At 68.4% G+C, this 20713-nt stretch carries 17 protein-coding genes and 1 pseudogene; 4 read left to right on the forward strand and 14 right to left on the reverse strand.

Annotation, left to right across the window (positions count from 1 at the left end; translation table 11 throughout):
• Positions 1–956: 956 nt before the first annotated feature.
• Positions 957–1907 carry an Lrp/AsnC family transcriptional regulator gene (locus ACFQ9K_RS28450; RefSeq protein ID WP_378722158.1) on the forward strand — a complete coding sequence of 317 codons (951 nt, stop codon included), beginning with the start codon at positions 957–959 and terminating at the stop codon, positions 1905–1907.
• Between the two features lie 1934 nt (positions 1908–3841).
• On the opposite strand, the gene ACFQ9K_RS28455 is transcribed toward ACFQ9K_RS28450, so the two are convergent.
• The 10 genes from ACFQ9K_RS28455 to ACFQ9K_RS28500 all read right to left on the reverse strand — a co-directional run bounded on the left by ACFQ9K_RS28455 (position 3842) and on the right by ACFQ9K_RS28500 (position 13426).
• Positions 3842–4570, reverse strand: a complete 729-nt coding sequence (locus tag ACFQ9K_RS28455) for a lysophospholipid acyltransferase family protein (RefSeq protein WP_378722159.1) — start codon at positions 4568–4570, stop codon at positions 3842–3844.
• 659 nt (positions 4571–5229) lie between these two features.
• Positions 5230–6237, reverse strand: coding sequence for an ROK family glucokinase (locus ACFQ9K_RS28460; protein ID WP_378722160.1), 1008 nt, complete (start codon positions 6235–6237; stop codon positions 5230–5232).
• Complete coding sequence (locus ACFQ9K_RS28465) at positions 6234–6704, reverse strand: hypothetical protein (protein ID WP_378722161.1); 471 nt, start codon at positions 6702–6704, stop codon at positions 6234–6236. The genes ACFQ9K_RS28460 and ACFQ9K_RS28465 overlap by 4 nt, the downstream gene beginning before the upstream one ends.
• 175 nt (positions 6705–6879) lie before the next feature.
• On the reverse strand, positions 6880–8169 hold the full coding sequence (locus ACFQ9K_RS28470; RefSeq protein WP_378722165.1) for an ArsA family ATPase: 1290 nt from the start codon (positions 8167–8169) through the stop codon (positions 6880–6882).
• On the reverse strand, positions 8166–8603 hold the full coding sequence (locus tag ACFQ9K_RS28475) for an SRPBCC family protein (RefSeq protein WP_378722162.1): 438 nt from the start codon (positions 8601–8603) through the stop codon (positions 8166–8168). Before ACFQ9K_RS28475 ends, ACFQ9K_RS28470 begins: the two co-directional genes overlap by 4 nt.
• Before the next feature lie 59 nt (positions 8604–8662).
• Entirely contained in the window at positions 8663–9046 is a 384-nt protein-coding gene (locus ACFQ9K_RS28480) for a polyketide cyclase / dehydrase and lipid transport (protein WP_378722163.1), read from the reverse strand.
• Positions 9047–9234: 188 nt separating this feature from the next.
• Positions 9235–10362, reverse strand: coding sequence for a glycosyltransferase family 4 protein (locus ACFQ9K_RS28485; RefSeq protein WP_378724380.1), 1128 nt, complete (start codon positions 10360–10362; stop codon positions 9235–9237).
• A gap of 159 nt (positions 10363–10521) precedes the next feature.
• The gene (locus ACFQ9K_RS28490; RefSeq protein WP_378724382.1) at positions 10522–11517 is read right to left on the reverse strand and encodes a hypothetical protein; all 996 of its coding nucleotides are present in this window, start codon (positions 11515–11517) and stop codon (positions 10522–10524) included.
• A gap of 44 nt (positions 11518–11561) precedes the next feature.
• Positions 11562–12626 carry an NlpC/P60 family protein gene (locus ACFQ9K_RS28495; RefSeq protein WP_378724384.1) on the reverse strand — a complete coding sequence of 355 codons (1065 nt, stop codon included), beginning with the start codon at positions 12624–12626 and terminating at the stop codon, positions 11562–11564.
• 227 nt (positions 12627–12853) lie between these two features.
• On the reverse strand, positions 12854–13426 hold the full coding sequence (locus ACFQ9K_RS28500; protein WP_378724386.1) for a C40 family peptidase: 573 nt from the start codon (positions 13424–13426) through the stop codon (positions 12854–12856).
• A 618-nt stretch (positions 13427–14044) separates the two neighbouring features.
• Here ACFQ9K_RS28500 and ACFQ9K_RS28505 point away from each other — a divergent pair.
• Positions 14045–15580: pseudogene (locus tag ACFQ9K_RS28505) on the forward strand (DEDD exonuclease domain-containing protein); the annotation flags it as partial.
• Between the two features lie 1003 nt (positions 15581–16583).
• Positions 16584–16859 (forward strand): Lrp/AsnC family transcriptional regulator, encoded by a 276-nt coding sequence (locus ACFQ9K_RS28510; RefSeq protein WP_378724389.1) that lies wholly within the window; start codon positions 16584–16586, stop codon positions 16857–16859.
• A 3-nt stretch (positions 16860–16862) separates the two neighbouring features.
• Here ACFQ9K_RS28510 and ACFQ9K_RS28515 read toward each other — a convergent pair whose 3' ends face one another.
• From ACFQ9K_RS28515 to ACFQ9K_RS28530, 4 genes are all read right to left on the reverse strand, one after another.
• Positions 16863–17147, reverse strand: coding sequence for a hypothetical protein (locus tag ACFQ9K_RS28515; protein ID WP_378724391.1), 285 nt, complete (start codon positions 17145–17147; stop codon positions 16863–16865).
• A 51-nt stretch (positions 17148–17198) separates the two neighbouring features.
• The gene (locus ACFQ9K_RS28520) at positions 17199–17486 is read right to left on the reverse strand and encodes a hypothetical protein (RefSeq protein WP_378724393.1); all 288 of its coding nucleotides are present in this window, start codon (positions 17484–17486) and stop codon (positions 17199–17201) included.
• 756 nt (positions 17487–18242) lie between these two features.
• A complete protein-coding gene (trpD, locus tag ACFQ9K_RS28525; RefSeq protein ID WP_378724395.1) occupies positions 18243–19304 on the reverse strand; it encodes an anthranilate phosphoribosyltransferase in 1062 nt (353 codons plus the stop codon).
• A gap of 84 nt (positions 19305–19388) precedes the next feature.
• Positions 19389–19829 carry a hypothetical protein gene (locus ACFQ9K_RS28530; RefSeq protein ID WP_378724397.1) on the reverse strand — a complete coding sequence of 147 codons (441 nt, stop codon included), beginning with the start codon at positions 19827–19829 and terminating at the stop codon, positions 19389–19391.
• Between the two features lie 238 nt (positions 19830–20067).
• Here ACFQ9K_RS28530 and ACFQ9K_RS28535 point away from each other — a divergent pair, with 238 nt between their 5' ends.
• Positions 20068–20679, forward strand: a complete 612-nt coding sequence (locus ACFQ9K_RS28535; protein WP_375917698.1) for a heme-copper oxidase subunit III — start codon at positions 20068–20070, stop codon at positions 20677–20679.
• Positions 20680–20713: the final 34 nt, after the last annotated feature.

Genomic DNA, 20713 nt, shown 5'->3' on the forward strand with positions numbered 1-20713 from the left:
TCGGGGGGAATTTCCGGGGGAGGTGGGGAAAGTGTCCGTGTAGGCCGGGTCTCTTTCGGCCCGGGGCTGCGCACGGTGTGTGGTACTCCGGGCGTCTGCTGCTCGATGTGCCATCGCCCGTTGGTTGCCGCCGCCATCGGGGCGTAGTCGGTGATCGGGGTGTGACCCGTGATGGGTGCGGTGGGTGATGAAGGCGCGGCGGGTAGTCAGGATGTGGTGATTGATGAGGGCGCGGTGGGTGATGGGGCTGCGGTGGGTGATGAGGGAACGGTGGGCGTTCGGGGTGCGGTGGGTGATGGGGGTGCGGTGGGTGATGGGGGTGCGGTGGGTGATGAGGGAACGGCGGGTGATCGGGGTGCGGTGGGCGATGGGGTGCGGCGGGTGATCGGGATGCGGTGATTGATGGGGGTGCGGTGGTCGGTCGGGTTGCGGTGGGGGTCATGAGAGACCGGCGGGTGATCGGGCTGCGGTGGGTGCTTAGGGAACGGTGGGTGATGGGGTAACGGTAGGCGACGGGCACGGCGGTCGATGGGGGTGCGGCGGGCGACCAGGATGTGGTGATTGATAAGGGCGCGGCGGGTGTTCGGGGTGCGGCGGTTGACGGATGGATTGCCATGTCTCGGCGCCCTGGTGCCTACCAGCAACGGACCCGCCGTGATCCCGACACCCAGGTGATCGTTGGGGTGAGTGCGGGCGCTGCAGCGGTCGCGGCCCTTCACCATGGCGGCGAACTGCGCCGACGCGGGTGTAGAGCCCGGCCACAAGCCCTTGGTCTCCGCGGCCGTCACCGTGCCCGGCAATCAGGATGCGGAGGGTGCGGTGAGTGTTCGGGGTGCGGCGGGTGTTCGGGGTGCGGTGGGTGATGGGGCGCGCGGCGGGCGATCGGGATGTGGCGGGTGATGGGCCGCGGCCGATCATCGCACCGTCGAATACTGTCACCGATTTATCCTGACCCGATGGATACCGTCGATCGTGGGCTGGTGCATGCGCTGAATATTGATGGGCGGGCTGCATTTCGCGACATCGCTACGGTGCTCGGTGTTTCGGAGAACACCGTTGCTCGCCGGTATCGCAAGCTGCGTGGCGAGGGCACCGTGCGGGTGGTCGGGATGGTAAATGGGCGACGGCTCGGGTATGTGTCGTGGACGGTGCGGGTGCGTTGCACGCCCGATGCCGCGGCGTCGGTGGCCAAGGCGCTGGCGGATCGGGCGGACACCTCGTTCGTTTACTTGCTGTCCGGCGGCACCGAGGTGTCGTGCACCGTGCAGGCCACGAGCAGCCAGGAACAAGACGCGTTGTTGCTGCATAAGCTGCCGCGAACCAGTCGGGTGGTCTCGGTGTCGGCGCATCTCGTGTTGCGCGGATTCGCGTTGCCGTCGGGATGGCAAGGCTTGGTGGCACTTTCGCCGGAGCAGGCGGCGCGCCTCGAACCTCTGCCGGTCGAATCATCGACCGCGCCAGTCGAATTGGACGACGGAGATCGGGCATTGCTGCATGCCCTCAATCGAGACGGCCGCACGTCCTATGCGGAGTTGACGGCGGTGACCGGCTGGTCGGAGTCCACTGTGCAGCGCCGCCTGTCCGCGTTGCGCCGCACCGGCGTCCTCCAGTTCCACCTGGACTTCCCACCCGCCGCCCTCGGCTTCCACACTGAGGCCCGCCTATGGATCAACACCCAACCCACCCACGTCGTCGAGGTCGCCGAAGCCCTGTCCCGCCACCCTGAAGTCACCTTCGCCGCCCTGACCACCGGCTCGACCAACCTCCTCGCAGCGATCAACTGCCGCGACACCACCGACCTGAGTACCTACCTCACCGAACGAATCGTCCCGCTACAAGGCATTACCTCCATGGAAACCGCCCCCATCATCAAGACCGTCAAACGCGCCGGCGCCCTTCTCCTCTGATCCCGGAAACCCCTGTCCGACAACGGCTCTGCCGATTCCCGCTCGGCGCCCGGGACACCCATCCATGACGCCTAATGGGACATTGCCGCGTCGAATCACGAGTAGACGCTCCCTGGTGTCCCGCTCGGTCGGGGCGAGCGAGTGATCTGCGCGCGGTGGCGCGCTGCCTGGTTCAGCTCCCACGTCGACACGCAGTTCGCGGCTGTTGACCACGGACGCGCGGATCCTGGCCTTGTCCGCACCCGGCCGGACCAACCGGCCCCGACCGTGCCCCGATACGAGCCGAGGGTAGCCAGGTAGCCGATCTTCTCCAGATTCGTCTTGCCGTCGCCGTTCGATGGAGCACCGCGACGTGGACGAACGAGTCTGCTGCGGCGCAAAATCGGGGTTGGTGATCGACTTCCAGTTCGGTGCTCCATGAGATGGATCCCGAGCGGGACGTGCCTGTGCCGAATTGTGGGGCCAGGCTCAGCAGTGTCCCGGGCGGCAAGAGCAGAGCCCCCCGGCGGGACATGACAGCGGCGAATGTCGAGACGGCGCGCGATGGTGTCCCGTTCGGCGGCTGTGGCGCGTGCCAACGGGACATCGCTGCGCCGAAGTGCGAGAGGATGCTCCGTGATGTCCCACTCGGCAGAGCTGCGGGAGATGTCGTCGGCGGTCCGGTCAGGTGGACGCGGGGCTGTGCCTCGGCACCCCTGCACGGCCAGCGGCTCTCGAGCTGAGCTGGCCAGAGGCGAGCCCGATCTCCGCGATCCTGCTCCGAACAAGGTGGGACAAGGCAGCGTGTGCAGGGCTGCTTGATGGTGTCCCGCTCGCAACTCCAGGTTCCCCGCTCGCAACATCGAGTGGGACATGACTGTGCTGAAATCGCGGGTGGACGCTTCGTAGCGTCCCGACCATGCCTCCGGCTCGGAAAGGCTATCTGCTGCGGCGTGGTCGAATGGAGCGCCGCGGCGTGGCCGAATCAGCCTACGGCAGTACGGAATCGGTGATCGACTGCCAGTTCGGTACCGCGTGAGATGGACGCCGAGCGGGACATGGTTGAGCTGAATCGTGAGTGGACGCTTTGTGATGTCCCGTTCGGCGGATGGGGCGCGTGCCTATGGGACATCGCTGCGTCGAAGTTCGAGAGGATGCTCCGTGATGTCCCGCTCGGCGGAGTTGCGGAGGATGCCGTTGGCGGTTCGGTCAGGTGAGGCGCGGCGCTGTGGCTTGGCACCGTGCGGGGGGCGGTGGGCCTCCAGCTGAGCTGATCGGAGGTGAGCTGGCTCGACGCGATGCTGCTCACGACCCGTGGTGTCCCGTTCGGTGGAGGTGCCGTGCGTCGGAGAAGCGGACGGGACTTGGTGATTGGTGACAAGTCGGCGATGACAAGTCGGCGATTCAGAGTGGTGGCTTGGGTCGGATGCGGGCCGCTGTGGGTTGGATCAGGTTGCGGCGGCGCGGAATCGCGGGTTGGTGATCAGCTGACAGTCCGGCGCCATTCCAGGACGAGCACATCGGGTGAGATGGACGAGGTGGGGGACATGGCTGTGCGGAACAACGAGTACACACTCCGTGGTGTCCCGCTCGGGGGTGGTGGGAGGGTTGAGTGGGACGTGGGTGTGGCGGGGTGCGAGGTGGTGCTCCCGTGGTGTCCCGCTCGGGGGTGGTAGGAGGGTTGAGTGGGACGTGGGTGTGGCGGGGTCCGAGATGGTGCTCGGCGGTGTCCCGCTCGGGGGTGGTGGGAGGGTTGAGTGGGACGTGGGTGTGGCGGGGTGCGAGATAGTGCTTCGTGGTGTCCCGCTCGGGAGTAGTAGGGGAGTTGAGTGGGACGTGGGTGTGGTGGAGTGCGAGGTGGTGCTCGGTGGTGGCCCGTTGGGTGGGGCAGGGACGACGAAGGCCGCTCGCGGGCCGAGAGTTCGGGTGGGCGAGCGGCCTTGTGGTCGGAGGGGTTAGCTGGCGGCGGTGTGGGGGATGCGGGTGGCTTCCTGGGGGGTGCCGCCGGTGGGGACGTTCTTTTTGAGGCTGGCGGCGTAGACGTCTACGTATTCTTGGCCGCCGAGTTGCATGAGTTCGTACATGACCTCGTCGGTGACGGCGCGCTCGACGAAGCGGTTGCCGCCCATGCCTTCGTAGCGGGAGAAGTCGATGGGGGTGCCGAACTTGACGGTGACCTTGCGGCGGCGCCAGCGGAAGGGGCCGGGCGGGCTCACGTCGTCGGTGCCGATGACGGCGACCGGGATGACCGGGACGCCGGTCTCCAGGGCGAGGCGGGCGAGGCCGGTCTTGCCCTTGTACAGGCGGCCGTCGGGGGAGCGGGTGCCCTCGGGGTACAGGCCGACGAGGCGGCCCTGGTCGAGCAGCTTGCGCGCGGCGTTGAGTGCGTCCTCGGCCGCGTCGGCGCCGGTGCGGTCGATCGGGAACTGGCCGGAGGTGGTGAAGAACCACTTCTGGAAAGCGCCCTTGATGCCGGGGGTGTTGAAGTATTCGGCCTTGGCCAGATAGTTGATCCGCCGCGGGCTCAGCAGCGGCGCGAACAACCAGTCCGCGAAGGACAAATGGTTACCCGCCATGATCGCCGGACCGTCCGCCGGAATGTTCTCCACACCCTCGACCGTCGGCCGATTGTAGAGATGCATGAACGGTCCCAGCAGCACGTACTTCAGCAGCCAGTAGAACATGACGTCCTTCCCCCGGGACCGGGATAGAGGCGGGCACCTGCGTCAGTTGCCGACTTTACCGCTGGAGCTAGATCACATCCAACCGCAGCGGCGAATCTCACCACACTCTGCCATGCGCGAGCGGGCACGCCGTAATCGACGACCGGAAGCAGATTCCTCGGCGACCGGAATGGGTCATCGGCGACCGAAGCAAGCATTCACGAATTGAATACCACTGCCGCAGCAGATGAAACGTCAACCGCGGGGCAGGCACGCATCCGGATCGGATCACCGCCCGCGGCTAGGCGACGATCGATGCGTTCCCGGCGCCGACTCGGACCGTCATCGACCGGGGCGGCTCGGTCGGCGCGAGCAGCTCGGTCGTCGAAGCCGTGTAACCAAGTTCGTGCCCCGGCGCTGCGGACGACTCGCGACCGATGATGCCAACAGGTCCCTCGGCAGGTTCATGCTCACCGGGAACTGGTGCCGGCATCGTGCAAGCGGGCACCGGCTCCCCTTGATCTTGAACCCGCCACCGAAGCCTCGGAACAGTTGGACGCCCGCGATGCCCGTGCCCCGGCGGAGCGGAACGCCGCGGCGCCCGTAACTCGGCGGCTGCGGGCTACGCGAGCTCAGCGGCTGCGGGCTACGCGAGCTCGGCGGCTGCGGGCCACGCGAGCTCAGCGGCTGCGGGCCACGCGAGAGGACTTGTGTTCGCTCTCGATCAGGGCCGCCCGGGCGAGGTCGGCGGCGCCGATCATGCCTGCGGCCTCGCCGAGTTGGGTGGTGCGGATGCGGGCGAGCGGGCGATGTCCGGCCCCGGTGACGGAACGCGCGTACTCCTCGCGCGCCTCATCGAGGAACAGGGGAGCGGAACTGCTGACCCCGCCGGCGATGACGACCAGATCCGGGTCGAAGATGTCACTGACGAAGGCGAGACCGAGGCCGAGCCAGCGCGCGAAGTCCTCCATGACGCGAACCGCGAGCGGATCGCCGTCCTGCGCGGCGTTGGCGACCCGGCGGCCGGTCAGCGAACCCGGATCACGGAAGACGTCCTTGGCGAGCACGGACCGCACCGGGTCGGTGGCCAGCATCTCGATCGCGGTGTCGGCGAGTGCCGTTCCGCTGCAATACCTTTCCCAGCAACCGTGCTTGCCGCACGGGCAGGCGCGACCCTGCGGAACGACCTGCAGGTGCCCGAGTTCCGGTGCGACGCCGTGGGTTCCGCGATACAACTTGCCGTCGATGAGCAGCGCCGCGCCGATGCCGGTGCCGATCGCGACGAGCACCACATTGTGACCGCCCGCGGCCGCGCCGAACCGATATTCGGCCCACATGGCGGCATTCGCGTCGTGTTCCAGAATGACGGGCAGCTCCAGCCGCTCGGTGAGCCGTTGCGCGACCGGCGTGTTCTGCCAGGGCAGGTGCGGCGCGAACCGGACGGTGGAGCGGTCGCCGTTGATGAATCCGGCGACGGCGAGGCCGACCGCGCCGATCGGATGTCGTTGGCACAGCTCGCGCACGGAGCGGGCGAGGGCGTCCTCGAGCGCCTTGGCCGAATGCGGGGTCGGCGCCTGGACGGTGTCGAGGACCTCGCCGCTGGTATCGATCACCGATGCGCGAATGTTGGTGCCGCCGACGTCGATTCCGACGGTCAGCGGTCGCGCACCTGCTATGCGGTGCGTCATGCCTTGATCGTCACTGGGATGCTGACATAGCGGGAGCGCTTGCCTGCCCGCGATGTGTGTTGTCCGGCAGTGGATTCCGCGCCTTTCGTGGTACTGGTGGAATGGTCTTGTGGCACACCGTGATTGTGCTGACGTGTATCCGGTTCGGGCATGACCGGGTCGACCGGCACCCCGGCCAGCGCTTCGCGCAGCACGGTGACCAGGGCGGTGCCGTGATCGGCGACCGCCTGCAACACCTCGTGGTGCTGACCGCGCACCAACGCGGCGGCCGCGCAGACGGGGCACCAACTGCAACTCGACCACTCCACCTGCCCGTCGGCGGCCTGGCGCAGTACCGGCTCGACTCGTTCCAGCACGGCTTCGGCGAGCAACTTCAGCTCCGCCGCGAACTCGGCCAGCCCGTCCTCCGGAACATCCTCGCCCGCAGCACCTTTCGCCCGAGCGAAGGTCGGCTCATCATCGGCCACTCCCGAGTCCGCGGAACCGGCGGGCTGCTCGTCGGCCGGATGCGGGAATCCAGGCTCGGCTCGGTCATCGCTGGTATCCGACCTGTCGGAGCCCCACCCCGAGCCCCGGGTACTCCCCTCCGAGTCGCTTACGTCGCGGCTTCCGGCGCCCCGCCGGAAGAACCCGCCCGTCCGATCACCGCTCATCGCCGCTGCCTTCGGGCCATAACTCGGGATCGGGGCGGAACCGCACCACGAGCTGTCCTCCGTCGAGTTCGGCGCCGTCGACCGTGCACCGCCGCAATACCGGCGCAAGACGAACTCGCCGCCGGACACCGTCCGCTCCCACGATCAAATCGTCCTCCACTCGGCCAAGTCGCAGCGTTGCCGCGTCGACAACGGGCAGGGGCATCCGCAGTGTGTATATCGCGCGCAGGCCGGTGCCTGATTCACATCGAACCACCGGTTCGCCGGAACTCGCGTCAACCTCCGCCGGACTGTCGCTCAGCATAGGTCCTGTGCCGCCGGTGTTCCTGTCCGAGTCCACCGCGTACGACAGGGCCGCGAGCGAGGTGAGCCCGATCGGCTCGGGTCCGGTGTGCTGGGCGATCAGCAGCGGGATACCCGGCATCGAGCGTTCCAGTTCGGCGATGGCGGCGAGCTGTTCGCCGCGCCGGTTCAGATACCAGTGCACGGCAGGGTGTTCGGTGTCGAGCGGGGAGGTCGGCGGCAGCACCTTGTTGACCACCACCGCGTCCAGCCGCAGCCCGAGCAGCGCGGCCGCGGAACGGACCCGCTCGGATTCGGCGAGGGTCACCCGCTCGGCGACGGTGATCAGGCGCGCGCCGGTGCGCCGATGGTCGGCGAGCAGATCGCGGACCTCGGTCACCGCGTTGACGATCCGTTCGACGGTCGCGGCGAGGATGGCCTGGCGCACATCGGTGCCGACGGTGCTCATCGCCCGCGCGTGCGGCGGCCAGATCCGTTCGAGGTAGCCGAGCAACGTGTCCGGCGCGGTGACGATGCGCAGCATGTCGGCCGACGGCGGGCAGTCGACGACGATCACATCCCAGTCGTTCTCGTTGGCGAACTGGGTGATCTCGACCAGCATCAACAGTTCCTGGACGCCGGGCAGGCCGGTCAGCTCGGCCGGGTCCAGCGCGGCCAGGTCGATGCCGTGCTCGTGGCCGGTGCCGGGGGACAGCACCCGCACCACGTCGCGGAATCGATCCTCCAGCAGCGCAAGCGAATCCACCTCGATCACGTCGAGTCCGGGCAGCACGTTCGCGATCCCGGTGACGGTGCCGGGATCGTGCGGAAATCGGAAGCCGAGCGCGTCGCCGAGCGAATGCGCCTGATCCAGCGAGGCCACCAGCACGCGCGCACCCGCCCTGGCGTAGGACATGGCGGTGGCGCACGCCAGCGTCGTCTTGCCTACCCCGCCTTTGCCGATGAACAGTTCGACCCGGGTCGTGTGCGTCGTCAGCCTTCGACCCGTTTCTTCAGTTCTTTCAGCGCGGTATCGGTGATCACCTTCTCGGCCTTGCGTTTGAACATGCCGATCATCGGGATGTTCAGGTCGACGGTCAGCGTGTAGACGACCTCGGTGTTGCCGTCGGGCTGGTCGATGAGCTCGTAGGTGCCGTTCTGCGCCTTTTGCAGCTCACCGCTGACCAGCGTCCAGCTGACCGCCTTGTTGTCCGGGCTCCAGGTATAGGACAGGACGTAGCTGTCCTTCACCACGCCCGCGTCCAGCACGAATCGCGCGATGCGCGCCCGGCCGTCCGGTCCCTTCTCCTGTACTTCGACCGATTTCGCCGCCGAGACCCACTCCGGGTAGGACTCCAGGTCGGCGATGACGGACATCACCTGCTGCGACGGGGCCTCGATGATGATCGACCTCTGGGTCCTGTCGGCCATGGCGGACAGCGGTTCCTTTCAGCGGTGAAACGTGGGGACGGCGACCGGTGAAAACTGAGTCAGGACGCGTGCGCGGGTGCGACACCGGCCGGGCGACCTGCCTCCAGCCGGGATTTGAGTTCGAACGACACGTTGCGGCCCGCGACGCGGCGCGCGCGGTTGGCGGCGGCCAACCGGTTCGGCGGCAGTGCGGGCCGCGGTTCGGCGTGCAGGAAGTAGTGCACGATCACTCCGTCCAGCATGGGTTGCAGCCAGACTTCCATGGTGCCGTCCAGCGCGCCGGACACGGTCCAGCGGATTCCCTTGTCGCCGCGGTCTTCCCGGACGACGAGGGTGAGGTCCGGCCACCAGCGGCGCCAGTTGTTCGGTGCCGATAGGACATCGGCGACGGCGATGCCCGGCGCGGCGACGAAGGTCTGATCGGCGACCTGGATGCTGCTCACGACTGCGCCTCGCTAGCGCTCGGCTCCGTCGTACGCAAGGGCGCTGCGTCTCTGGTTCGCTCGCTGCGCTCGCTCACGACTGCGCCTCGCTAGCGCTCGGCTCCGTCGTACGCAGGGGCGCTGCGTCTCTGGTTCGCTGGCTCACAGGGTGAGCGTATCGGATCGGGGCCTGGACGCAGCAGTGGTGATCACCGCAGGAGTTGCCGGAGGCGGACGCCGTGGGTGTCCCAGCGCCAGCGGTCCTCGACGAACGCGCGGCCCGCGGCGCCCATTCTGGCGGCCGCGTCGGGGTCGGAGAGGATGTCTACCAGGGCATCGGTGATCTGCTGGACCGAGCGTCCGTCGACGACGCGCCCGGTTTCGCCCTCGATGACCGTTTCCGGCGCGCCGCCGGAGCGGCCGGCGACCACCGGCACGCCCGATGCGGACGCTTCGAGGTAGACGATGCCGAGGCCCTCGACGTCGAGGCCCGCGCCGCGGGTTCGGCACGGCATGGCGAAGACGTCGGCGAGGGTGTGGTGCGCGGCGAGTTCGCCGGAGGGGACGCGGCCGGTGAAGATGACGTCGTCGGAGATGCCGGCGGCGATCGCGAGCTGACGCAGCTTCTCCTCGTACGGTCCACCGCCCGCGATGACCAGGACCGCGCCGGGGACCCGGTCGCGGATCTCGCGCATGGCGACGATCAGCGCGTCCTGGCCCTTGCGCGGGACCAGGCGGGACAGGCACAGGATGGTCGGGCGGTCGCCGAGCCCGTACCGGTCGCGCAGTTCGGCGCGCGCGGCCGGATCCGGGCGGAACGCGTCGGTGTCCACGCCCGGCGGCAGGTACTCCAGCGCGGCGTTGCGGCCGAATGCCGAGGCGAAACGCCCGCGCGTGTACTTGCTGACGTAGGTGATCACGTCGGTGTGCTCGCCGATCTGCCGCAGCGCCTGCCGCGCGCCGGGCAGCATGGACCAGCCGACCTCGTGCCCGTGCGTGCTGGCCAGAATGCGTTCGGCTCCCGCGCGGCGCAGCACCGGCGACATCAGCGCGAGCGGGGCGGCGGCGCCGAACCACACGGTGTCGCACTTCTCGCTGCGGAGCAGGCGCGCGGCTCGGCGCATGACCAGCGGGGTCGGCAGCATCAGCGTGGTGGGGTGGCGGACCACCTGAAACTTCTGTTTGGCATCGAATTTCAGGTGACTGTCGCCGCGCCAGCGCGGGGCGTACACGACGAGATCGTCCGGCGGGAGCTGACCGGCCAAGGCATGCAGATAGGACTGAATACCACCCGGCCGCGGCGGGAAATCATTGGTCACCAGCAGAGTTCGGGCCATGGTGACAACCTACTGTGTTGCCCGTTTCGCTACTTCGCGCGGCGTGTTCTCGCACGGCGGTCAGCCCACCGCGACCGCGACCACAGCCGCACATCGGCTGATTTCTCGCATGTCGACTTGCCGGGCTGACACGGGTGCGGATGTCAGAAGGTGTGCGGGTCAGGTGGTTTGGGTGGAGAGCCAGGTGCGCCAGGCGGCGATGAAGTCGGCACGGTTGGTGCCTAGGGCGGTTTGGAGGATGTGGTCTTCGGTGGCGGGGGTTTGGGGGGATGCGGCGATTTGGCGGTAGAGGTCGACGAGGTGGGGCTGGTCGTATTTGTCCGCGATGAAGGCGCAGAGGGACCAGGCTTGTTCGTAGGTGGCGGCGGCGTTGCGGCCGGAGAATTCCGCGTCGGCGGGCAGGTCGCCGGGGAGGTTGCGGAGGGTGACCTGCGCGGTGAGGGTGGGGGCGATGTCGGCGAAGCGGTGGCCTTGGCCGTGGTGTGCGATGTAGTCGGCGAAACCCTCGAGCATCCACAGCGGGGCGCCGTCGCGGGTTTCGGCGCGGGTGGCGATGTGGGTGAGTTCGTGGCGGAGCAGGGTGCGCAGGCCCTCGGGGTCGAGGCGGCGGCCGGCGTCGGGGCTGAACACGATGCGCTGGCCGGTCGGCTGGGTGCCCGGCGCGAACGGGTCGGCGACCGAGGCGGCGGCGACCTCGGGGGACATGCCGCCCGCGTGCACGAGGCCGGCGAACTCGGAGGGGGAGGAGGCGACTACGACTGTGGTCGCCTGCGCCCAGTCCTTGCCCCACACCTCGCTGACCGCAGTAGTGGCGGCGGCGAGTTCGCGTTCCAGGATGTCGATTTCGACGCGCTGGGCGGGATGGCCGACGACCAGGGATCGCTGCCCGTCACCGGTCGGCACCTGGCGGGCGACGATCGAGCCGAACGGTTCGATGCTGCGCCGCACCTCGGCCAGCCGCGGATCGCCGGCCGGAACCTGACCTGCGACATCCGCGGTCTCCTTGGCCGCATGCGGTTTCGGCAGCGCCGAGTTCGGCAGCATGACCAGGGCCCCGCAGAACCCCGTGAACGCGACGACTATCGCAACCGTCAGACAGAACTCGAACCGCCGCCGAGCCGACCACCACGCCCGCAACCCACGCACGCCACTCATCGCCGCGGCTTGGGGTTGGACAGGCTATGTCCATTCATAGTTGGTCAGTATCGCCGAGCGGAGTTGTAGGGCGTGGAGCCCATGGGGGCGACGGCTACCGGAACGCCGAAGGTGGAGGCGTGCAGCATGAGTCCGTTGCCGGCGTAGATGCCTACGTGGGAGATATCGGAGTAGAAGAAGACGACGTCGCCGGGTTGTAGTTCGTCCTTCGACACGGGGGTGCCGTAGGTCGCCTGCGCGGAACTGGTCCTTGGCACGTTCTTGCCGACCTGTTTGAACGCCCACTGCACGAGCCCGGAGCAGTCGAACTGGTTCGGGCCGGTCGCGCCCCAGACGTACGGGTCGCCGATGCGGGTGAGGCCGGCGGCCAACGCGCTGGTGCCGCTGCCGGGGACCAGTCCTTGCAGCAGGGTGTCGCGGTCGAAGCCGGGCGGGAACGGGGAACCGGCGAGCGCGGACTTGTCCTTGGTGGACAGCGCGCCCCACGCCTGCACCACCTGGGCGATGGCGCCGCCGAGGTCGCTGCGTTTGCGTTCCAGGTCGGCGCGCACGGTGTCGGCCTTCTCGGCGGCCGCGCGGGCCTCGTCCGCGGCCCGGCGCGCGACGGTCTCGGCCTTGTCGGCGGCGTCGGTCGCGACCTTGTACTGATCGAGCTGCGCGGAGGTCTGCGCGGCGAGCACGTCCAGCGTGGACATCTGGTCGAGCAGTTGCTGCGGGGAATCGCTGACCAGCACCGCGAACAAACGGTTGGTGCGCGCGCCCTGATAGGCGGCGATCGCGGTCCGGTCGATGATCGGCTGGTATTTGCGCACCTCGTCGCGGGCGCGGTTCACCATGTCGGTGCTGGCGGCCAGCTTGGCGTCGGCGTCGTGCTGGATGACGAGCTTGGCGTCCAGATCGGACTGCGCGTCCAAGGCCTGCTGATTGAGCTGCTCGGACTGGCGGGAGAGGTCGATCATCCGCTGCACGGCCTCGGTGGCCGTGGTCGGTAAGGCGACCGGATCAGCTCCGGCCGGGTTGCCACCGTAGAGGGCGGTGGTGGCCAGGACTCCGGCCACCAGTGCGCCGCCGACCAGACGTCGGGTGCCATGTCTCCGGTGAGCTGCCACAGCCTGCCTTGCCCCGCTCTCTCGTGAAACGATCTGGGTGGAACCGACGATCCGAACCGATGAGCACCTTCATCGAAAACGAGGTTTGCGCTGTGCGAGCCTCGGGTAATTCCAGAAGGTCTCGATTAGGTTACGGAACGGCCTGCGTCTATGTCCAGTAGAGAACGAAATGATCACAGCGGCCGCCCGGGGGTCGGGCCGCAACGTACGGCCCGACCAGCGGTTTGTCAGAAGCGACGGGCTCCGGCGACCGGCATCGAGGAGATCGGGGCCACCTGCACGGGCGTGCCCGCGGTGGACGCGTGCACGACATTGCCGTCGCCGGCGTACAGGCCGGAGTGGCCGCCGCCGTAGAACGACACCAGGTCGCCCGGCTGCAGGTCGTCCATCGAGACCGGGGTGCCTGCGGACAGCTGGGCGCCGCTGGTGCGCGGCAGCTCCAGGCCCGCCTGCTCGTAGGACCACTTGACCAGGCCGGAGCAGTCGAACGCGTTCGGGCCCGCGGCGCCGTACACGTACGGTGCGCCGAGCTTGCTCATGGCGGCGTCGAGGGCTTCCTCGCCGATGGTCCGCTTCGGGGCCACGAACGGCAGCGGGGCCTGGCCCGGCAGTTCGATGCCCGGGATGCCCTGCGGGATCTGGATCTCGTTCGGCACCTCGAAGGTCCCGACGCCGGGGATGTTCACCGGCTGCGCCGATGCGGGGGCGGCCGGAAGCAGGAACGCGCCGATGGTGGCAGCGCCGACGGCCCCGGCGGCGACGGCACGCTGCGCCGAACGCTTGACGGATTTGGTCGTCATGATGCGGTACTCCCAATCTGCCCCACGACGCCGCACCCTGACTGGTGCCGCGGACTTCGTGTCGTTCGCACCGGTTGGTGCGTCGGACTCCGTGAGGTCTCGAAAAGGTTACGAACACATCACGGGGGTTTGTAAAGTCCGCCGACTGCCGAATGCGTGCGCGGGTCTGAATTCGGGCTTAATCAGTGTGAGATATGTCCCAGCAATCACGAAAAGATAACGACGCGTAATCGTCGGCGAGCTTCGCGGCGGCTATCTCGGTCAGCGATGCCATGCCCGACCGGGCCCGGGAAGTGAGCCGATTGGACATTTCCCCAGGTCGCTACGTTCATCTCGGGGACATCTGCGCGTTGAACACTGGTCGGTCGGACAACTCGCTGTGATCCGTCACAGCGAGCCCGAAGCGGCCCGTCCGCGTCAGCCGACACGCCCGACCGATTGATACGTTTTATGCGACAGTGTGACCTATGTCACTTTTTGGCGTTCTAGATCATTTCGTGGGTACCGAACCATAAATACGCACGGTGTAATTCAGACATTTCCTGGGGTTTCCGCGTGCGCCGAACCCTGCCCGCGCGCGCCCCGTTCTTGTCGGACCCACCGCCTACGCTCCAGCCCGTGTCCGACCCCGCACCGCGCAAGGCCGCCGCTCGGCAACTGGTCTTCGACGACCTCGACACGCCCCTGTTCGACACCACCTTCGTGGTCGTCGACCTGGAGACCACCGGGACCAGTCCGGGTGGGGACGCGATCACCGAGATCGGCGCGGTCAAGGTGCGCGGCGGTGAGGTGCTCGGCGAGTTCGCCACCCTGGTCAATCCGGGGCGTGCGGTGCCGCCGGCCATCGTCCAGGTCACCGGGATCACCACGGCGATGGTCTACGCGGCCCCGGACATCGCCTCGGTGCTGCCCGGATTCCTCGAGTTCGCGGCAGGCGCGGTGCTGGTCGCGCACAACGCGCGGTTCGACATGGCGTTCCTGCGGGCGGCCGCGGCGGCGCACGACATGGCCTGGCCGGCGGCGACCGTGCTGTGCACCGTGAAGCTGGCCCGGCGGGTGCTCGGGCGGGACGAGGCGCCCTCGGTCCGGTTGAGTGCGCTGGCCCAGTTGCTCGGCGCGAGCACGCGACCGACGCACCGCGCGCTGGATGACGCGCGCGCGACCGTGGACGTGCTGCACGCGTTGATCGCGCGGGTCGGCAATCAGGGCGTGCACAGTCTCACCGAGCTCGTCGACTATCTGCCCGATGTCACCCCGCGTCAGCGCGCCAAGCGGGTACTCGCCAACGACCTGCCCGCCAGCCCCGGCGTGTACCTGTTCCGCGGGCCCGCCGACGAGGTCCTCTATATCGGCACCGCGGTGAATCTGCGCCGGCGCGTACGTAACTACTTCACCGGCTCGGAGACCCGCGGGCGGATGAAGGAGATGGTCTCCCTCGCCACCCGGGTCGATCATGTGGTCTGCGCGCACGCGCTGGAGGCCGGGGTCCGCGAACTGCGCCTGCTCGTCGCGCACACCCCGCCGTACAACCGCCGGTCGAAGTTTCCCAAGCGCGCCTGGTGGATCACGCTCACCGACGAACCCTTCCCGCGCTTCTCCGTCGTCCGCACGCCGAACCGGGATTCCTTGGGCCCGTTCAACTCTCGCGCCGACGCCACGGAACTGGCGGTGATCATCGCCGAATACACCGGCCTGCGCACATGCACTACCCGCCTGCCCCGGCGCGCCCTGCACGACTGCCCGCCCGCGCTCGTCGGCGGCTGTCCCGCCGCCGCCCTCGGCGCTCCTATTAATACAGAGGAATACGCCCCCGCCCCCGCGCTCGTCCGCGCCCTGTTCGCCGGCTACTCCGACGCCCCGCTGCGCACCATGCTCGACCGCATCGAAACCCACTCCCGCGCACAACATTTCGAGGCCGCCGCCCGCCTGCGCGACCGAACCGCCGCCGTGGTTCGCGCCCTGCACCGCACCCAGCGCCTCGCCGCCGTCGCCCGCATCGCGGAGTTGATCGCCGCCCACCCCGACGGCGCGGGCGGCTGGGAGTTCGCCGTCATCCGCTACGGACGGCTGGCCGCCGCGGGCAACGCGGTCAGGGGAGTCCCGCCGATGGCGGTGGTCGAGCAACTCGTGGCCGCCGCCGAAACCGTCATCCCGGAGGGCGGCTTCTCCGCCCAGGGCCAGATCGCCGCGGACATCCCGATTCCCGTACCCAGCCCGGCCTTCGCGCCGAGTCCGGCCCGCGCCGCTGAGCACACACAGGCGATCCCGCCGGGTCATGCCGGGAAGCTCGAAGGTTCGGCGCCCGACGGCGGCATAGCGAACCAAAACGATGACACCGCAGCAGAGGGCGATGCGGCGACCCACCGGGCGGCGGGTGCAGGTCCGACCGGCCGTCGCGTGACGAGGACCGCAGCGCTGAGAGCCGGCGCTCTGACCTTCCACGTGCCGAACGGCGCCGCAACGAGCATCGAGGGAATGACTGACCGCACAGCCGATGTCACCGAGCGACGCAACGACGCGGCAGGCCGTGACATGGCAGACAGCGATATGTCGGATGACACCACGCAAGACCGCGTCCGGATGGCTGATCGCGGCGCAGCTGTCGTTGATGACGCGGTAGATATAGACGCGATGGCTCGTGGCAGCGTGGCAAAACCTGAAATGACAGATCAGGATGCGGCAGGCGGTGACAGGGCAGGCAGTGATGCGATGAGCCGCAACCTGGTGGGTGGTGGTGGAGGGGTAGTGGCCGAGGGTGTTCTCGCGGCGGGTCGTGCTGTGGCGAGCGATGATTCGGCGGGGCGTGGTGAGGCGATGGGCCGCGTCTCGGCGGGCGGTAAGGGTGGGGTGGCTCATTCTGCGGAAGGTGGTGAGTCGGCCGCTGGTGTCGCGGCCGGGTCGGTCGCGGGGGGCGATGTGTCCGGGGAGGGTTGGGTGCCGGTTGGGGTGCCGCCGTTGCGGGGGGCCTCGCCGGAGGAGGTGGGGTTGGTTGTGCGGTGGCTGGCTCGGGCGGGGGTGCGGATAGTGCGGAGTACGGAGGGGTATCGGGAGCCGATGTATGGGGCGGGGCGGTGGGTCGGGTGGGCTGAGGTGGCGGATGCGGCGGCGCACGCCCAACCCGCTGAGGATGCGTACGTGGACCGCTTAGGCTGAGCGCATGATTACCGCGATCGTGATGATTGACGCCGACAACGGCCGCATTCCGGAGACCGCGCAGGCCGTCGCGGACACCGAGGGTGTGACCGAGGTGTACTCCTGTGCCGGTGACGTGGACCTGATCGCGATCGTGCGGGTGCGCGACCACGAGCAGATCGCCGAGGTGGTGACCAACCGCCTCGACAAGGTCCCCGGCGTCGCGCGGACCATCACGCACATCGCGTTCAAGTCCTACGCCAGCGCGGACACCGAGGCCGGCTTCTCGCTGGGGGAGTGAGCCTCAGCTGCGCAACATCGAACTGCCGGTGTAGGTGCCGCTCGAGCGCCCGCGCAGGATTCCCGAGGCGGCACCGACGCAGTGGGTGTTCATATAGATGGTCACCAGCCGGTCGCTGTTGTTCTTGAACTTGCGCGGCGCGTTCGGCCCGAGGTCGACGCAGCCGGACGTGCCGCCGTAATCGGTACCGTCGACGATCAATTCGCCCTCGGCCGCAGCCGCCGTCGGAACGGCGCAAACGGCCACCATCGAAAGTGCCCCGAGTGCTACCCGAATGCTGTGCTTCATGTGCTGCTCCTCGTTGGTAGGAGCCGGGGTGCTCGCCGGGAAGTGTGCGGATCAGCCGATGATCATCGACTTGCCGGTGTAGGTGCCGCTGTCGTGTGGCGAGAGGACCCCGGTGGATATGCCCCCGCAGGTGGCGTCGGCATAGATCGTCACCACGCTGTCGGTGTCGTTCTGGAAATCCCGTGGCGCGTCCTCGCCGAGCAGGACACACCCGTTTCGGTCGGTGTAATTCACCCCGCCGACGAACAATCCGCATCCGTCGGCCACGGCCAGTGGAGCGGCGGCGCAGAGGGCGGCCACCGAAAGACTCCCGAGTCCTGCACGAACGCTGCGCCGCATGCTGTGCTCCTCGCCGGTCGAAGCCGTTCGCCGCTGCCGCGCCGAGTCGGCTCTACGTAGATGCGTCTGTCCAGCTATCAAGCTGACCTCATCTTATGCACTTCAGCTATCTCTATGTCCACGGTTTGCGCGCAGCGTGCGATTCGACGCTCGACGACCTGCACCTGTGCGACTCGGCCGCCCGCGACACCTGGATGGCGGCATCCGCCGGACTCGACAATCTGGCGCAGCTGCCCGCCGCGCACGACATCGCCCGCGCATGCGTGCCCGCCGAGGGGCCGAGTGCCATGCCTGCTGAACGGCAGAGTCGTGCCGGCTGCGGGCCAAGCGCGCGCCCGTTGAGCGGCCAAGTCGTGCCCGCTCAACGGCGAAGTCGTGCCTGCCGAGCGGTCAAGCCGTGCCTGCTCAACGGCGAAGTCGTGCCCGCTGAGCGGTCAAGCCGTGCCTGCCCAACGGCGAAGTCGTGTTTGTTGAGGTGCCGAGTGCATGCCCGCTGAGCGGTCAAGTCGTGCCTGCTCAACGGCTAAATCGTGCCTGCCTAACGGCCATGTGCGTGCCTGCCCAACGGCTAAGTCGTGCCTGCCGAGCGGTCAAGTCGTGCCCGCTGTCCAGCGGCGAAGTCGTGCCCGCCGACCCGACAAGTGTGTGCCCGCCGAGCTGGAAACGGGCACGGCACACCAGCCAGCCACATGCACAGTGACCGACCGAGGGCGCCGGCGTGACCCCGTCCGCACGGAGAACCGGGTCCGCCCCTGGCTAGCGGTCCCCGAGCGTGACCGTCAACTTCGTCCACCGTTCGAGCAGCGCCGCGGCCTTGCCCGAGTCGATCGCCTCGGCGGCCCGCTCGAGCCCGCCGGCCAGCGCGTCGTGCACGTCGGCCGCGAAATCGACCGTCCCCTGGGACATGTCGTAGGCCACGATGGCCGCCGCCGAGTTCACCAGCACCGCGTCCCGCACCGCGCCGCCCGTTCCGGCGAACACGCTCCGCGCCACACCCGCGTTGACCTCGGCGTCGCCGCCCCGCAGTGCCTCCAGATCGACGCGCGCGATGCCGAGACGACTCGGATCGATGGTCGTCTCCCGCATCTGCCCCCGGGACACCACCCACGCGGTGGTCGTGTCGGACGTGGTGATCTCGTCGAGCCCGTCGTCCCCCCGGACCACCAACGCACTCCCGCCGCGCGCGGCGAACACCCCGGCGATCACCGGCAGCAGATCCGCGAACGCGCACCCCACCAGCCCGGCCCGCGGTTGCGCCGGATTCGTCAGCGGCCCAAGCACATTGAACACCGTCGGAATCCCGATTTCCTTACGCGCCGCCCCGGCGAACCGCAGCGCGGGATGGAACACCGGCGCGAAACAGAACCCGATCCCCACCTCGCGCACGCACCGCGCCACCGCCTCCGGCCCGAGCGCCAGCCGCACCCCGAGCGATTCGAGCACGTCCGCGCCGCCGCTCTTGGACGAGGCCGCGCGGTTCCCGTGCTTGACCACCGGCACCCCCGCCGCGGCCACCACGATCGAGGACATGGTGGAGATGTTCACCGACCCGGACCGGTCACCACCGGTCCCGACGATGTCGACGGCGTCACCGTCGATGTGCACCAGACGCGCGTGCTCGAGCATGCCCGCGGCGAGCCCGGTCAGTTCCTCGGGCGTCGGTCCCTTGATCTTCATGGCGACCCCGAACGCCGCGATCTGCGCGGGGGTGGCGTTGTCCGACATGATCTCGTCCATCGCCCATGCCGTGTCGTCCGCGGCCAGGTCGCCACCGTCGGCGAGGGTTCCGAGTACCTGGGGCCAGCTGCGCACGCTCATGAAGTAACTTTCTCCCGTCACACTGGTTGCACACCAGTTTGTCGCGAAGCAGCTTACTGCCCCCGTTCAGGCCAAAGCCTGTGGTTAAACCCCGGACCCGGATTGTCCGGCCGCCGGCCGCGGTTGCAGCGCATCCCACCCATCCGCGGTCCCGTCGTGCCGCTGCGCGAGCCCGGCCATCCGCGAACGCTCCTGCGAACAGTGCAGCGCGTCGAGCACCTGCACCCGTTGCAGAATCACGGTTTCCCACGCGTCGGTCCCCGGCCCTCCGACCCGAGGGGCGGGCGCGTACCCGTCCTGCGCCGCGATCGCACACACCGCCTCGACCTGCTCCGGCGGAATCCGCAGATGATGCCGCAGCACCGCGTCCGCGTCCGGCACCAGCTCGCTCGCCCGCGCCAACGCCGCCGAACACGCTTCCGCGTCATCGAAACTCGACGCGACCACCACCAGATCGGCCCGGCTCGGATCCAGCGGCGCCTGCCCGCCGCGCCCGAACAGCCGACCCCACAAACGCCCTGCCACATCGCCTCCATCTCAGCTTTTACTTACGCACACCTGTCATGCTGGGTCCAGCTACCCGAGGGCACGCGGACCCGGCACGTAAACACGTTCCGACCGATGCCGCCGCGCCGCGGGCGGCTCGACCTCAACACGCCGAGCCCTGGTCGAGAGGCTGTCTGTCCGTGGGTTTTCCGACACGGAGGCACAAGTTTCGCACCCGGGTACTTGTGTCGTACTACGACGAGTCATACTTACCCCCGTGACGACCGCAGTAGGGACCCCCGGATCGGCCATTACCCAGCGTGTGCACTCGCTGAATCGGCCCAACATGGTCAGCGTCGGTACCATCATCTGGCTGTCCAGCGAGTTGATGTTCTTCGCCGGCCTCTTCGCGATGTATTTCGTCGCGCGCGCACAGGCGCACGGCGTCTGGCCGCCGGAACCGACCGAGTTGAACCTCAAGCTCGCCGTGCCGGTCACGACCGTGCTGGTCGCGTCGTCGTTCACCTGCCAGATGGGCGTGTTCGCCGCTGAGCGTGGCGACGTGTTCGGCCTGCGCCGCTGGTACGTCATCACGCTGATCATGGGCGCGATGTTCGTCGCGGGCCAGGGTTACGAGTACACAAGCCTGGTCAAGGAAGGCACCTCGATCTCGAGCAGCGCCTACGGCTCGGTGTTCTACATCACCACCGGTTTCCACGGTTTGCACGTCATCGGCGGTCTGATCGCGTTCGTGTTCCTGCTGATCCGCACCAAGGTCAGTAAGTTCACCCCCGCGCAGGCCACCGCCGCGATCGTCGTCTCGTACTACTGGCACTTCGTCGACATCGTCTGGATCGGGTTGTTCGCCACGATCTACTTCGTCCGCTGAGTCGGGCTACCCAGTCTTTTGCACACGTCGGTTC

It is taken from the genome of Nocardia sp. NPDC056564 (assembly GCF_042793755.1).
In the GTDB taxonomy this organism is placed as follows: Bacteria; Actinomycetota; Actinomycetes; order Mycobacteriales; family Mycobacteriaceae; genus Nocardia.